This is a genomic window from Pseudomonas sp. S32, from assembly GCF_016648095.1.
GTDB lineage: Bacteria > Pseudomonadota > Gammaproteobacteria > Pseudomonadales > Pseudomonadaceae > Aquipseudomonas > Aquipseudomonas parafulva.
Genome location: NZ_JACVVF010000005.1, coordinates 168,636 through 182,214, shown reverse-complemented (window position 1 = coordinate 182,214; position 13,579 = coordinate 168,636). Strand labels below are relative to the sequence as shown.

The 13,579-nt window shown below is 65.5% G+C and carries 11 protein-coding genes; 6 read left to right on the top strand and 5 right to left on the bottom strand.

Annotated elements, in window-relative coordinates; genetic code table 11:
• Positions 1-12: 12 nt before the first annotated feature.
• The 3 genes from IAE38_RS04820 to IAE38_RS04810 all read left to right on the top strand — a co-directional run bounded on the left by IAE38_RS04820 (position 13) and on the right by IAE38_RS04810 (position 3,920).
• Positions 13-492, top strand: coding sequence for a sigma-70 family RNA polymerase sigma factor (locus tag IAE38_RS04820; protein WP_201216287.1), 480 nt, complete (start codon positions 13-15; stop codon positions 490-492).
• On the top strand, positions 489-1,448 hold the full coding sequence (locus tag IAE38_RS04815) for a FecR domain-containing protein (RefSeq protein WP_201216275.1): 960 nt from the start codon (positions 489-491) through the stop codon (positions 1,446-1,448). The genes IAE38_RS04820 and IAE38_RS04815 overlap by 4 nt, the downstream gene beginning before the upstream one ends.
• 66 nt (positions 1,449-1,514) lie before the next feature.
• The gene (locus tag IAE38_RS04810; RefSeq protein ID WP_201216273.1) at positions 1,515-3,920 is read left to right on the top strand and encodes a TonB-dependent receptor; all 2,406 of its coding nucleotides are present in this window, start codon (positions 1,515-1,517) and stop codon (positions 3,918-3,920) included.
• A 13-nt stretch (positions 3,921-3,933) separates the two neighbouring features.
• On the opposite strand, the gene IAE38_RS04805 is transcribed toward IAE38_RS04810, so the two are convergent.
• Positions 3,934-4,350, bottom strand: coding sequence for a RidA family protein (locus tag IAE38_RS04805; RefSeq protein WP_201161602.1), 417 nt, complete (start codon positions 4,348-4,350; stop codon positions 3,934-3,936).
• A complete protein-coding gene (locus tag IAE38_RS04800) occupies positions 4,350-5,669 on the bottom strand; it encodes a flavin-containing monooxygenase (protein WP_201216271.1) in 1,320 nt (439 codons plus the stop codon). The genes IAE38_RS04805 and IAE38_RS04800 overlap by 1 nt, the downstream gene beginning before the upstream one ends.
• A gap of 298 nt (positions 5,670-5,967) precedes the next feature.
• On the opposite strand from IAE38_RS04800, the gene IAE38_RS04795 reads away from it, so the two are divergent.
• The gene (locus IAE38_RS04795) at positions 5,968-6,645 is read left to right on the top strand and encodes a DUF1028 domain-containing protein (RefSeq protein ID WP_201216269.1); all 678 of its coding nucleotides are present in this window, start codon (positions 5,968-5,970) and stop codon (positions 6,643-6,645) included.
• Entirely contained in the window at positions 6,638-7,816 is a 1,179-nt protein-coding gene (gene argE, locus IAE38_RS04790; RefSeq protein WP_201216267.1) for an acetylornithine deacetylase, read from the top strand. Before IAE38_RS04795 ends, argE begins: the two co-directional genes overlap by 8 nt.
• On the opposite strand, the gene IAE38_RS04785 is transcribed toward argE, so the two are convergent.
• From IAE38_RS04785 to IAE38_RS04775, 3 genes are all read right to left on the bottom strand, one after another.
• On the bottom strand, positions 7,800-9,068 hold the full coding sequence (locus IAE38_RS04785; protein WP_201216266.1) for a carbohydrate porin: 1,269 nt from the start codon (positions 9,066-9,068) through the stop codon (positions 7,800-7,802). The genes argE and IAE38_RS04785 overlap by 17 nt on opposite strands.
• A gap of 168 nt (positions 9,069-9,236) precedes the next feature.
• Entirely contained in the window at positions 9,237-11,654 is a 2,418-nt protein-coding gene (locus IAE38_RS04780; protein ID WP_201216264.1) for a glucose/quinate/shikimate family membrane-bound PQQ-dependent dehydrogenase, read from the bottom strand.
• A 211-nt stretch (positions 11,655-11,865) separates the two neighbouring features.
• The gene (locus tag IAE38_RS04775) at positions 11,866-12,477 is read right to left on the bottom strand and encodes a LysE family translocator (RefSeq protein ID WP_201161608.1); all 612 of its coding nucleotides are present in this window, start codon (positions 12,475-12,477) and stop codon (positions 11,866-11,868) included.
• A gap of 102 nt (positions 12,478-12,579) precedes the next feature.
• On the opposite strand from IAE38_RS04775, the gene IAE38_RS04770 reads away from it, so the two are divergent.
• The gene (locus tag IAE38_RS04770) at positions 12,580-13,548 is read left to right on the top strand and encodes a GlxA family transcriptional regulator (RefSeq protein ID WP_201216262.1); all 969 of its coding nucleotides are present in this window, start codon (positions 12,580-12,582) and stop codon (positions 13,546-13,548) included.
• The last annotated feature ends 31 nt before the right edge of the window (positions 13,549-13,579 follow it).

The following is a 13,579-nucleotide window of genomic DNA, read 5'->3' as shown; positions in this document are numbered from 1 at the left end:
CCCCCGCCCAGCCTGCCTGCGTTCTACCGCGAGCATCGCGGCTGGCTGGAAAACTGGCTGCGCCGGCGCATGGGCAATGCCTGGGATGCTGCCGACCTCAGCCAGGACACCTTCCTGCGCGTACTGGCCAGTGCTCAGCCGCTTGCCGACATTCACGAACCGCGTGCCTACCTGTTGACGGTGGGCAAGCGCCTGCTCAGCAACTTCTATCAGCGCCGCAGCCTTGAACAAGCTTACCTGGATGCCCTGGCGCAACTGCCTGAGCAATACGTGCCCTCGCCCGAGCAGCGCTGGGTGTTGCTGGAAAGCCTGCAGGCGCTGGACGAACTGCTCGATGGCTTGAAGCCTGCGGTGCGCAAGGCGTTTCTCTGGAGCCAGCTCGAGGGGCTGGGCTATGCCGAAATCGGCGTGCGCCTTGGCGTATGCGAGCGTTCGGTAAAGCGCTACATGGCTCAGGCCTACGAACATTGCCTGCTGGCCGAGCTGGAATGAACCCGCAACCCCCAGAAATGCGCGATGCCCTGCGTGGCGCCGCGCGCTGGCTGTCGCTGCTGGACTCGGGCAGTGCCAGCGATGCGGACCTGTCGCGCCTTGAGCAGTGGCGGGCCAGCAATCCTGCCCATGAGCACGCCTGGCAGAAGGCACTGCTGCTGCGCCAGCGCTTCAGCAGCTTGCCCGGCAGCCTGGCCATGGCAACCCTGGACCGGCCGGATGCTGGCCGCCGGGCGTTGCTCAAGCAGGCATTGGGCGTGGCGGTGCTGTTACCGACGGCCTGGTTGATCAGCCGCGAACTGCCTATCGACGCCTGGGCTGCGGACGTACGTACCGGGGTGGGCGAACGCCGCGAATTGCGGCTGGCCGATGGCACGTCGGTGCAGTTGAACACCGACAGCGCCGTGGATATCGACGGCCCAGGCCGGCGTATCACACTCAGGCGGGGAGAGGTGGCGGTGAAGACCCCTGGCAACCTCGACCTGCGCGTGCAGGTGCCTACCGGCCAGGTACAGCTGGGAGGCCAAGGGTCAGGCGCCGCCGATGTCTGTCTGCGCCTGCTGGACCCAGGTTGCCGAGTGTCGGTGACGGGTGGCCGCGTGCGCCTGCAGCCCGGGCATGGCTCGCCGGTGATCCTCGAAGCTGGGCAGCAGGCTACCCTGCTCGATGGCGGGGTGGATCTCGTGACCGCTGTGGAACCCTGGCTGCTGGGCTGGCGCGAGGGCGTGCTGCGCCTGGATGATCGCCGCCTGGGGGAGCTGCTGGCCGAGCTGCGCAGGTATCGCCCCGGCGTGCTGCGCTGGTCACCGGCCATCGACGGGTTGCGGGTGACCGGCACCTTCCGCCTGGACGACACGGACCAGGTACTGGCCCTGCTTGCCGCCAGCCTGCCGGTGCAGGTGCAGGCCCGTACCCGTTACTGGGTCACCCTGGCCCCACGAGAAAATTCCGCATGAGGCTGTCCCCTTTTTTTCGCTCACCGGTCATTACCGGTAGAAGACCATGAAGGGGAGCTTTTTCAGATGCGTGCAGTAAAGTCCAACCGTGTGCGCCCGCTGGTGCGCGCCGTGCGTCCGTTGTTTGCCATGAGCCTGCTGCTGAGCCTGCCCACCTGGGCCGAGGAGCCCGTGCGGCGGGCTTACCAGGTACCTGCCGCCAGCCTTGGCGCGGCCTTGACCGGCTTTGCCGACCAGGCTGGCGTGAGCCTTTCGCTGGACCCTGCGCTGGTGCGTGGTTTGAACAGCGAGGGGTTGTCTGGCCGCTACAGCGTGGATGAAGGCTTCATGCAGCTGCTGCGCGGCAGTGGCCTGCAACTGCTGCCGGTGGGCGAGGGCGCCTTTACCCTCATGCCGGCACCGCAAGCGGGCGCCGCACTGGAAATCGCCCCCACCAGCATCATCAGTGGCCTGCCGGGCGGCAACGACGCGCAGCCCTACGCCGGCGGCCAGGTGGCGCGGCAGGGTGCCCAGGGCCTGCTGGGGACGCGGGACTTCATGGAAACGCCGTTCAGTATCACCAGTTACACCAGCGACCTGGTCAAGAACCAGCAGGCGCGCACCTTGGGTGAGCTGGTCGCCAGCGACCCTTCGGTACGTACCACCAACCCGGCGGGCGGGCGCTTCGAGCAGTTCACCATTCGCGGTTTCAGCCTGTTCAACAGCGACGTGGCCTACAACGGCCTGTACGGCCTGCTGCCGACCTATTCCATCGACATGGAAATGGCCGACCGGGTGGACATCATCAAGGGCCCCAGCCAGCTGATCAACGGCATCGCCCCGCGTGGCAGCGTAGGGGGTGGCATCAACGTGCAGCCCAAGCGCGCCACCGACAAGCCCATCACCGAGTTCACCGGCAGCTATGCCTCGGCAGGCCAGGCCGGCGGCGCGGTGGACATTGGCCGGCGCTTCGGGGAAGGGCAGCAGTTCGGCGTGCGCTTCAACGGTGTGAAGCAATCGGGCGACACCGAATGGGACCACCAGAGCGTCGACCGTGAAATGGCGGTGCTGGGCCTGGATTTTCGCGGCGACCGCCTGCGCCTGTCGGCCGACCTGGGCCATACCGAGCGCGATACCGACGCCCCGCAGGAGCGGGTGCTGGTAGGCGCGCGCGCCAAGGTGCCGAAGGCCAGCGATGTGCACCGCAACTACGCCCAGGCCTGGAGCAAGGCGCGTACCAACGACACCTTCGGTGCCGTGCATGCCGAGTACGACATCAGCGAATCGCTGCTTGCCTACGGCGCTGTGGGCGCGCGCAAGAGCAACCATGACTTCCTGCGCCACAACGTGTCGATCATCAACGATGCGGGCGACTTCACTGTGCAGCCACGTGATTTTACCCGTGACGAGTCGGTGCGCACGGCCATGGCCGGGTTACGCAACTGGTTCCACACCGGCCCGGTCAGCCACGAGGTGAACCTGGCCGCCACCTACTACTACATGGACTTCACCAACGGTGGCGCCCGCTATGCGTCGTCGCCCAGCAACCTGTACCACCCGGCCGCAATACCGGCCCCTGGCACACCCACCCGGCGCGACTCCAAGGACTACACCGAGAACCGCTTCTCGGGCGTGGCCCTGGCCGACACGTTGGGCTTTTTCGACGACAACCTGTTGGTCACCCTGGGCCTGCGCTGGCAGCGCGTGCAGGTGGACGACTGGAGCGATGGTGTGAAAGGCGACACAGCCTACGACGAAGAAAAGGTCTCGCCGTCGGGCGGTGTGCTGTTGAAAGTCACCGACCAGCTGTCGTTGTACGCCAACTACATGGAGGGCTTGAGCCAGGGCAAGATCGCACCTTCGACCTCCATCAACGAAGATGAAATCTTCCCGCCGTTCACCAGCCGCCAGGTGGAAGTGGGCGCCAAGTACGACCTGGGCAAGGTCGCGTTCACCGCCAGCGCGTTCCGTATCCGCCAGCCGGCCTACGAAACCAACCCCGGCTCCCGCGTGTTCGGTGCCAATGGCAAGCGTAATAACCGTGGCATCGAGCTAAGCGTGTTCGGCGAGCCGCTGGACGGGGTGCGGCTGCTGGGCGGGGTGATGTACATCGACAGTGAACTGACCGATACCGTGGGCGGTGCCTATGACGGCAACCGCGCCCCCGCCACCCCGGAGTACAACGTCAACCTGGGCGCCGAATGGGACGTACCCGGGGTGGACGGCCTGACGCTGACAGCGCGCGGCACCCACTCCAGCTCCCAGTACCTGGACCAGAACAACAGCAAGAAGATCGACGGCTGGGAGCGCTATGACCTGGGTGCCCGCTATGCCTTCAAGGTGGACGCCACGCAGGTCACCCTGCGCGCCAGTGTCGAGAACGTGCTGGACGACCGCTACTGGAGCTCGGCCGGCGCGCCCGATGACGCCGAGCCGGGGCTCACCTTGTCCACCCCGCGCACCTACCTGCTGTCGGCCACCGTGGGCTTCTGAGCCCCGGCGGCTGCTATGCCGGGTCGGGAATGACGGCGATCACGTCGATCTCCATCAGCCACTCCGCCTGGGCAAGCCCGGCAACCACCAGGCCGGTGGAAATGGGGAACACCCCCTTGAGCCATTTGCCGACTTCCTTGTACACCGGCTCGCGGAAACGCGGGTCGGTGATGTAGGTGGTGGTCTTGACGATGTGCGACAGGTCGGAACCGGCTTCTTCCAGCAATTGCTTGACGTTCTTCATGGCTTGCTCGGCCTGCGCCCGGGGGTCGCCCAGGCCTACCAGGTTACCTTCGAAGTCGGTGCCTACCTGGCCGCGAACATAGACCGTGTTGCCGGCGCGCACCGCCTGGCACAGGTCGTTGTCCAGGGTCTGGTTGGGGTAGGTGACCTTGGTGTTGAACATGCGGATGCGGGTGTGGGTAGGCATCAGTGGGCTCCTAGGGTGCTGACGGTGCTGAGCTTGGGGTGTGGCTGGTCATCAGCGGCGCGCTGCTCGCGGTCGCGGTAGGCCAGGTAGGTGCGCTGGGTGGCGATGTGGCCAGCGACGTGCTTGGCGTCGTGCCATACGCCCCAGATGAACGAGGAGCCACGGCGCGACAACCAGGGCAGGCCGAGGAAGTACACGCCGGGCTCGCGGGCGACCCCGCGCTGGTGCTGGGGCTTGCCGTTGGCATCGAAGGTGTCCACCTGCAGCCAGCTGAAGTCCACGCCGTAGCCGGTCGCCCAGATGATAGTGCCCACACCGGCCTTGGCCAGGTCCAGTTGGCGCAGCGGGGTGCGCATGCAGGCGGGGTCGGGCAGGCGTTTGCGGGCGTCGGGCTCTTCGGGCAGGTCCAGGCCGTTGCGCGCCACGTAGGCATCGGCAGCGTCGAGCAGGGCCAGGTAGTTCTCGTCACCGCGGTTGATGTTCTCTACCAGGTTGTCCTGGAAGTGCGCGACGCCATCGCTGAACGACTGGGTCAGGCCGACCAGGGTCATGCCCTGGTGGGCAAGGGCACGAAAATCGACGGTATGGCCGCCACGGGCACCACTCACCGCGATGGTGACGTGTTCGCGCCCAGGCTTGGCAATTTCGGCATCCCATTCGCCCAGCACCCCCAGCCACCAGCAGAAGTCGCGGTTGCGGTAGGCGCGCGGTGGGCGGTCGTGGGCCCCCACCGAGAGGTACACCTGGCGCCCGGCGCGCATAAGTTCCTCGGCAATCTGCACCCCGGACGACCCGGCGCCCACCACCAGCACGGCACCTTCTGGCAGTTGCTGCGGGTTGAAGTAGGCCGCCGAGTGGATCTGATGCAGGTTGGTGTCCTTGGGGGCGATGGCCGGGATCACCGGCTTCTGGAACGGCCCGGTGGCAGCCACCACCCGGTTGGCGCGGATCACGCCCTCGTTGGTTTCGATGGTGAAGCCGGGGCGGTCGCTGTTGCGCACTACTTTGCGCACTTCGATGCCGGTGCGCACCGGCAGGTTGTACTTGCGTACGTAGTGTTCGAAGTAGTCGGCTACCTGGTCCTTGCCGGCGAAGGCATCGGCGTCCATGTCGAACGCCAGGCCCGGGAAGCGGTCGTGCCATACCGGCCCGTTGGCCACCAGCGAATCCCAGCGGCCGGTGCGCCAGGCTTCGGCGATGCGGTTGCGTTCCAGTACCAGGTGCGGCACGCCCAGCTTGCTCAGGTGTTCGCTCATGGCCACACCGGCCTGGCCGGCGCCGACGACGAGGGTGTCGATTTCGAGGTTGTTCAGTGTCATGTCCGAGCCCTTGTTCAGGCGGTTTTTGTGAGGTCGGTTGGAAGACCGCCGTTTACCTGGGGCCAGACTAGGGATGCCCGGACGATGGCGAAAATAGTATTTAGCTGGTGCTTGCCGATAAATTGGCGAAGGCCCCGGCGGGCCGGGGGTGCACCGTGCGTGCTGGCCGTTCAGGCGTGGTAGCGGGGGCGAAGGGTTAGTTTTTTGTTGCTCAAGGCCTCGGAAAAAGGTGGTTTCCTGGGCCACGGGCTTGCTCCCAGAATGCCTTCCAACCGCATAGCACAACAGGATCCATGCCATGACCTTCTCCATCATCGGGCGCTGCCAGGAAACCGGCCAGGTCGGTATCGCCATCAGTTCTTCCAGCATCGCGGTCGGTGCCCGCTGCCCCTGGGTCAGGGCCGGGGTAGGCGCGGTTGCTACGCAGAACATAACCTTGCCCGCCCTCGGCCCGCAGATTCTCGACGCCCTTGAGCGCGGACAAGTGCCCCCGGCCGCCGCCCTGGACCAGGTGCTGAGCGCCAATGGCTGGAGTGAATACCGCCAGGTCACGGTGATCGACAGCCACGGCCAGGTGGCGCTGTTCACCGGGCGTGAAGCCCTTGGCACCCATCATGCCGTGGCCGGGGAGCAATGTGCGGCAGCCGGTAACCTGCTGGCCTCGGCTGCCGTGATAGAGGCCATGGTGCAGGCATTCGAGCAGGCCAGCGGGCACCTGGCTGACCGCCTGCTGGCCGCCATGCACGCGGCGATGGCGGCAGGCGGTGAAGCCGGCCCGGTGCATTCCGCCGCGCTCAAGGTTGCCGGCGAGCTGACCTGGCCGTTGGTGGACCTGCGGGTAGACTGGGCCGACAGCGACCCCATCGGCGCCCTGCAGGGCTTGTGGCAGGCCTATCGCCCGCAGATGCAGGACTATGTGACCCGCGCCCTGGACCCGACCGCAGCCCCCAGCTACGGGGTGGCGGGCGATGAGTGAGTTCGCCAGCCGCACACTGTTGGCCCGGTTGGTGGGCTTTGCCACGGTCAGCCGCGACTCCAACCTCGACCTGATCGGTTTCGTGCGCGACTACCTGGCCAGCCTGGGCGTTGCCAGTGAGCTGTTCCTCAACACAGAAGGCACCAAGGCCAACCTGTTCGCCACCATCGGCCCCACAGACGTCGCGGGTATCGTGCTGTCGGGGCATACCGACGTGGTGCCGGTCGATGGCCAGGCCTGGACGGTGGCACCCTTCACGCTCAGCGAGCACGACGGCCGGCTTTATGGGCGGGGCACCGCCGACATGAAAGGCTTCATCGCCTCGGTGCTGGGGGCAGTCCCGGCATTGCTGGCCGAGCCGCTGCGCATGCCTGTGCACCTGGCGTTTTCCTATGACGAAGAGGTGGGCTGCCTGGGTGTGCGCTCCATGCTGGCCGCCCTTGAGCAGCGCCCGCTCAAGCCCCGGCTATGCCTGATCGGCGAGCCTACCGAACTCAAGCCGGTGCTTGGGCACAAGGGCAAGTTGGCCGTGCGCTGCCAGGTGCAGGGTGCAGCCTGCCACTCGGCGTACGCCCCGTATGGGGTCAATGCCATCGAATATGCGGCCAAGCTGATTGGCAAGCTGGGTGACCTGGGTGAGGCGCTGGCCAGCCCCGAACGGCATGACTGCCGTTTCGACCCGCCGTTTTCCACAGTGCAGGCCGGCGTGATCAAAGGGGGCACGGCGCTCAATATCGTGCCCGCGCATTGCGAGTTCGATTTCGAAGTGCGGGCCTTGCCAGGCTTTGATGCCGCCACGGTCGCCAGCCAGTTGCAGCAGTATGCCGACGCCGAGTTGCTGCCACGGATGCGCAAGGTCAACCGCGACAGCGCTATCCGCCTGCAAACCTTGAGTGCCTACCCTGGGCTGGCGACCCCGGCAGACAGCGAGGCGGCGCAGTTGCTGGCGTTGCTCAGTGGCTCGGAGGCGTTCGGTACGGTGGCATTTGGCACCGAAGGAGGGTTGTTCGACCAGGCCGGTATCCCGACCGTGGTGTGTGGCCCTGGTAGCATGGACCAGGGCCACAAGCCCGACGAGTTCGTCAGCGTCGAGCAGTTGCGGGCGTGTGACGCGATGTTGGCCAGGCTGGTGGCCTACTTGCGCCAGGTGCCTGTCAGAAGCTGGCCTTGACCTGCAGCCCGACCACCAGGGCGTTGTCGATGGCTTTGCCCGAGAACGCGCCTGGCTCGATGATGTACTGCACATCCGGCCGCAGGTTCAGCCACGGTGTGGCCTGGTAGCCGTAACTCAGCTCGATCAACTGCTCGGCGCTGTCGATGCCCGGGTAGGGGCGGCCGGCATCGAAGGCAGCCTCTTGCTGGACGTCCCGGCTGCGTGGGTTGGGCACCGCACGGCCGTAGCCCAGGGCCACGGTATCCCGCGGCCGCCCCTGGAACGGTTGATACAACACCACGCCTGCGCCATACCACTTGGTGAAAGGCGAAGCCGCCTTGCTGGACGCCGAGTACTGGCCAAACGCATGCAGGCTGCGCCCTGGCAGGCCAGGGTCGTTCCACACGGTCTGGTCGATCAGCAGGTAATGGCCGCCACGGCCCGCCACCTGCTTGTCGCTGCCGATACGCTTGGCGTCGGAGCTGTCGTAGTAGTAACCCAGCTTGTACTCGCCGGGCAGCTCGCCCTGAAGCTTGTAGACCAGCTCAACCGGGACCACGGTGCCGGTGGTGTGCTTGGGCCCCAGGTGCCAGGCCCGGCTGGAATTGCCGTTGCTTTCCGGGTCGACGTTGAAGGCGGCAACCCGCAGTTGCCAGGCGGGCGACAGGTCGTACTTCACGCGTACGCCAAGGCGGGCGTTGGGGTAGTTGGTCCAGCCGCTACCACCGGACATGTTCAGCGGGTGGCCGCAGAAACCGGCGTTCATGAAGTTGCACAAAATGCCACTGTCCAGGCCGCCCAGGTCGTTGCCCATGGCCATGTAGCCGAGCTTCACGTTCAGCGCCGGGGTAAACAGGGTGCGCTCGTAGCTCAGTTCGGTCAGGCGGGTGTAGAGCCCGCCGTAGTTTTCCTGAATCGGCAGTCGGTTGCCTACCAGGTCTTCGGAGGCGCTGTTGCCCCGGCGATCGTTGATGGTCAGTTGCACCTTACCGCCGTTGTCCAGGCCATACAGCTTGGACAGGTCAAACTGGACGCCCAGTTTGACGTTTTGCGAGTAACGCGCCGAGCGGTGCAGGCCGCCGTGAGCGTTGTAGGCGGTTTCACCGCTGTAGTCGGCGGTGAAGCGGATGCCGTCTGCCTCTAGCTGATGGCGCAGGCCGCCCCAGTCGCCTGTTAGCGTGCTGCGGGTCATCAGGCCGCCGTCGGCGAGGGCAGGGGTGCTGGCCAGGGCCAGCAGCAAAGCAGGAGTCATGCGGGTTGCGGATAGCATTGCGGGGGTCTCGGGGAGTCTTTCAGGGCCTCTGGGCGGGTAAAACCGCCCCCCACGCAGGCGGGTAGCACACCCGCCTGAACTAGCCGGCGCACCGGGCCGGCTGTGGGGTTGGGCTCACCTGAACCTGGCGGGAACAGGTGAGCCCGCGCCAAAGGCGTCACGGTCTCAAGGCAGGGCGTAAGCGATCACATAGTCGCCCCGGTCAGTCGACTGGCGTGCGCCGCCCGCGGTGATCACCACGTACTGCTTGCCGGTCTTGGGCGACACATAGGTCATCGGGCCACCCTGGCTACCCACCGGCAGGCGTGCTTTCCAGATCTCGTTACCGTTGCTGCTGTCATAGGCGCGCAGGTAGAAGTCCTGGGTGCCGGCAATGAATACCAGCCCGCCTTGGGTCGACAGGGTGCCACCGAGTGTCGGCAGGCCGATCTTGATGGGCAGGTGCATGCGGATGCCCAGTGGGCCGGTGTCTTCCACGGTGCCAACCGGGACCTGCCAGGCCACCTGGCGGGTTTTCATGTCGATGGCGGTGAGGGTGCCGAACGGCGGAGCCTGGCACGGAATGCCGGCCACCGATAGGAAGCGGTTCTTGTTCACCGCATACGGCGTGCCTTTGAGCGGTACCGCGCCCATGCCGGTGTTCAACGACTCGCCACCGGAGGCTGCCTTGCCCTGGTTCTGCGAAGGGATCATCTGGATCCACAGGCCCAGGCGCATGTCGTTGACGAAGATGAAGCCATGTACCGGGTCAGTGGAAATACTGCCCCAGTTCATGCCGCCCAGCGAGCCGGGGAAGCTCAGCGACAGGTCCGTGCCTGGCGCGGTGTACAGGCCGTCGTAGCGCATTTTCTTGAAGTCGATGCGGCACAGCAGCTGATCGTACGGGGTGGCCCCCCACATGTCCGACTCGGTCAGGGTCTGCGCACCGATCTGCGGCATGCCCACCGATTTAGGCTGGGTTGGCGAGTAAGGCTCGTTGGGGATGTTGCTCGGCTTGACCGGCACTTCGTCGACCTGGGTCAGCGGCTTGCCCGTGGCGCGGTCCAGCACGTAGATCTGCCCGGCCTTGGTGCCGATCACAACCGCAGGCACCGACTGGCCGTCGTCCTTGGTGAAGTCGATCAGGCTCGGCTGCATCGGCAGGTCGAAGTCCCACAGGTCGTTGTGGACGGTCTGGTAGACCCACTTCTGGTTGCCGGTAGTCGCGTCCAGGGCCAGGACCGAAGCGCCATAGGTGTGGTCCAGCTTGTTGCGTTCCACACCGTAGATGTCGGTGGAGGACGAGCCCATGGGCAGGAACACGGTGTTCATCGCCGGGTCGTAGGACATCGGCGCCCAGCTGTTGGGGGTGCTGCGCACGTAGGTCTTGTCACCCTGTGGCGCCTGACGGTCTTGCGGGTTGCCCGGGTCGAACGCCCAGCGCATGGCCCCGGTGTATACGTCGAAGCCACGGATCACCCCCCCTGGCATGTCGGTTTGCACGTTGTCGGCAACACGCCCGCCAACCACCACCGTGGTGCCGGCCATCAGCGGCGCCGAGGACAGCTGGTAGTAGGAGTCCGGAACATCGCCCAGGCCAGCCTTGAGGTCGACTTGGCCATTGTTGCCAAAGCCCTGGCAGAACTCACCGTTGTCGGCATCCACGGCAATCAGGCGACCGTCGATGGTGTTGGTGAGCAGGCGGCGCTGGCAGTTGGCACCCGCAGGCACGCTGGCGACGCTGACCGGGGTGCTGTTGGGCTGGGTAGGCTGGGCCACGGCCGTGGTGGCGTCGAAGTAAGCCATGCCACGGCAGCGCTGCCAGACCTTGGACTGGGCGTTGATGGCGTTCTTCCACAGCTCCTTGCCAGTATCGGCATCCAGCGCGATCAGGTTGTTGTGTGGGGTGCAGATGAACACCTTGTTGCCAATCTGCAACGGGGTGAGCTGGTCTTCGGCACCGTTGCCGTCACTGATGGCTACGTCGCCGGTGTGGTAGGTCCACGCCACTTTCAGTTTGTCGACGTTGTCACGGCGGATCTGGTCCAGCGCTGCAAAGCGGCTGCCACCTTCGGTATTGCCATAGTGGGCCCAGTCTTTCTGTGCGGTGCCGGGCTCCACCGGGGTCAGGCCAGGGCCGTTGCCGGTGGGCGCAACGCTGGGGTGGGCGACGAACATGTTGCCGGCGGCAATCGCCAGCACTACGCCCATGACCGCCGCCACGCCGTAGGCGCTGCGCCCTGCGCTGGCACCGCTGGCCCGTGCCAGCATCGGGTAGGCAAGGGCGACGACCGCGCCGATGGCGCCGAACATGAACAGGCGCGAGAACAGCGGCCAGAACACCAGGCCGGCGTCAGCCAGGGCCCACAGCACGGTACCCAGCAGGAACACGGCATACAGCCAGGCCCCGGCCCGCTTGCGCCGGGCGATGAGGATGCCGGCCAGGGCCATGGCCAGGCCGCCGATCAGGAAGTACCAGGAACCGCCCAGGCCGGCGAGCTTGAAGCCGCCGGCGGCCAGTAGAAGGCCAAGCAGGGCAATGATGATGCCCAGCCCGCCCAGGACGAAGGTTGAGGCGCCAGAAGTGCGCGGAGTGTGTGTCATGCCAGGGATCTCAGCAGGTGGAATGCGCCGAGTTTAAACGCTTAGCTTGCTAATTAACAAGTTGGTACAAAATATTCTGAGGCTGATTGTCGCAGGCCTGGAACTTATAAAACGCTGCCAAATACCGGCAAATGGCTCGCAAATACAAGTTAACTTGCGGCTAAAAACGTTATTGAATCCAGGTGTAGACTTTCGTAGAACCCGTTGATAGCTAGGCGCCAAGCGGCAGCAGTAAACCAATCACCACGAACAGCCCACCGCAACAGCGGTTGAACCCGGCGCCGCCCTGGTTCAGCCACGGCCGGATGCGAAACGCCAAGCGGGCCAACAGGTACTCCACCGCAAGCTCGACACTGGCAAAGGTGGCTGCCATCACCGCGAACTGCACGGGCAGGTCGCGCTGCGGGTCGATGAACTGCGGCAAGAAGGCGCCGTAGAACAGCAGTACCTTGGGGTTGGCCAGGGCCGACAGCAGGCCTTGGAGAAACAGGCTGCCATTGCCCTGTACAGCCCCATGCCCGGCTGCTGCGAGGTGAAGCCCCGGGCTGCGCCACAGTTGAATGCCCAGCCACACCAGGTAGGCACCGCCCGCCCATTTCAGCCCGCTCAACGCTGACGGGTATGCCTGCAACAGCGCACCGATGCCGAACATGGCCAAGGCGATCAGCGCAACGAACCCCACCACGCCGCCGAGAATGGTGAACAGGGTGCGACGTGCGCCATAGAGTGCGCCGTGGGTGAGGGCCAGCAGGCTGTTTGGCCCAGGGGTAACGGCCAGCCCAGCACTGGCCAGCAGGTAGATAAGCCAAGTTTCGATTGCCATGCTGCGAGCACCAGTTGCCGGAGAGAGCGTCAGTTTAGGAGGCCTTGTTGACGGGTGCAGGGTAGTATCTGGTCATTCCATGGTCATATCTGGACAGCCTGTATGCACCCCGACATTCGCTTGCTGATCGTACCGATGCCCGATTTTGCCCTGCTGCCTTTCGGTGCTCTGCTCGACAAGCTGCGTTTCAGCGCTGACGACGAGGATTACAGCCGCCAGCGTTATTGCGCCTGGACAGTAGCCGGGCTGACGGCAGAGCCGGTCATCTCCAGCTGCGGTGCGGTGGTGCAGGTGGAGGCTGCAGTCGATCAGCTGGAATTGTCTGGTTTTGACTACTTGGTGCTGCTGGGTGGTCGAGGCGCCATGGCAACGGCGGCCAAGGCGCCAGCCTACGCAGGGCTGCTGAAAAAAGCCGCCAGGGCAGGGGTGAAGTTGGTGGGCGTGGACAACGCAGCTTTTTTGCTGGCAGCGTGCGGCCTTCTGCAAGGGCACAGGGCGGTGATTCACTGGCGCCATCAAGCTGAATTTCGCGCTGCTTTCCCTCACCTGCAGATGCTCCCGGAGCAGCTGTTCTGCATCGATGGCGACCGCATTACCTGCGCGGGGGGGACCGCGGTTGTCGACCTGGTTGTAGCCTTGCTGGCAAAAGCGTGTGGGCGAGCCCGAGCGCTGAAAGGGCTGGCAGACATGCTGATGGATGAACCCCGAGACAGCCACCACGCATTGCGAACGCTGGAGCCTGGGCCCGGCGCAGGTCAGCTGGTGGCACGCGCGCAGGCGCTGATGCGCCACCACCTGGGCACGCCATTGCCTGTGGAGCACCTGGCGGCTGAACTGGGGATCAGCAGGCGGCAACTGGACCGGCAGTTCCAGGCCAGCCAGGGCATGAGTGCCAAGGCCTGGTGGCACGAGATGCGTCTGCAACAGGCGCGCTGGCGCCTGCTTAACTCCAGCCACAGCCTGGCACAGATCGCCTACGAGGTCGGTTTGGGGGATGCCAGCCACTTGGGCAAATGCGTGCGCAAGCGTTTTGCGTGTACGGCGCAGCAGTTGCGCGCAGGGGGCGGGTAGGCCTGACGCCTGTCAGGCCGGCCTGGCCCGA

What these genes read in the sequence shown, in the direction of transcription:
- IAE38_RS04815 (WP_201216275.1), top strand. Translation starts at nt 489, where the DNA reads ATGAACCCGCAACCCCCAGAAATGCGCGATGCCCTGCGTGGCGCCGCG.
- IAE38_RS04810 (WP_201216273.1), top strand. Translation starts at nt 1,515, where the DNA reads ATGCGTGCAGTAAAGTCCAACCGTGTGCGCCCGCTGGTGCGCGCCGTG.
- IAE38_RS04805 (WP_201161602.1), bottom strand. Translation starts at nt 4,350, where the DNA reads ATGCCTACCCACACCCGCATCCGCATGTTCAACACCAAGGTCACCTAC.
- IAE38_RS04800 (WP_201216271.1), bottom strand. Translation starts at nt 5,669, where the DNA reads ATGACACTGAACAACCTCGAAATCGACACCCTCGTCGTCGGCGCCGGC.
- IAE38_RS04795 (WP_201216269.1), top strand. Translation starts at nt 5,968, where the DNA reads ATGACCTTCTCCATCATCGGGCGCTGCCAGGAAACCGGCCAGGTCGGT.
- argE (WP_201216267.1), top strand. Translation starts at nt 6,638, where the DNA reads ATGAGTGAGTTCGCCAGCCGCACACTGTTGGCCCGGTTGGTGGGCTTT.
- IAE38_RS04785 (WP_201216266.1), bottom strand. Translation starts at nt 9,068, where the DNA reads ATGCTATCCGCAACCCGCATGACTCCTGCTTTGCTGCTGGCCCTGGCC.
- IAE38_RS04780 (WP_201216264.1), bottom strand. Translation starts at nt 11,654, where the DNA reads ATGACACACACTCCGCGCACTTCTGGCGCCTCAACCTTCGTCCTGGGC.
- IAE38_RS04775 (WP_201161608.1), bottom strand. Translation starts at nt 12,477, where the DNA reads ATGGCAATCGAAACTTGGCTTATCTACCTGCTGGCCAGTGCTGGGCTG.
- IAE38_RS04770 (WP_201216262.1), top strand. Translation starts at nt 12,580, where the DNA reads ATGCACCCCGACATTCGCTTGCTGATCGTACCGATGCCCGATTTTGCC.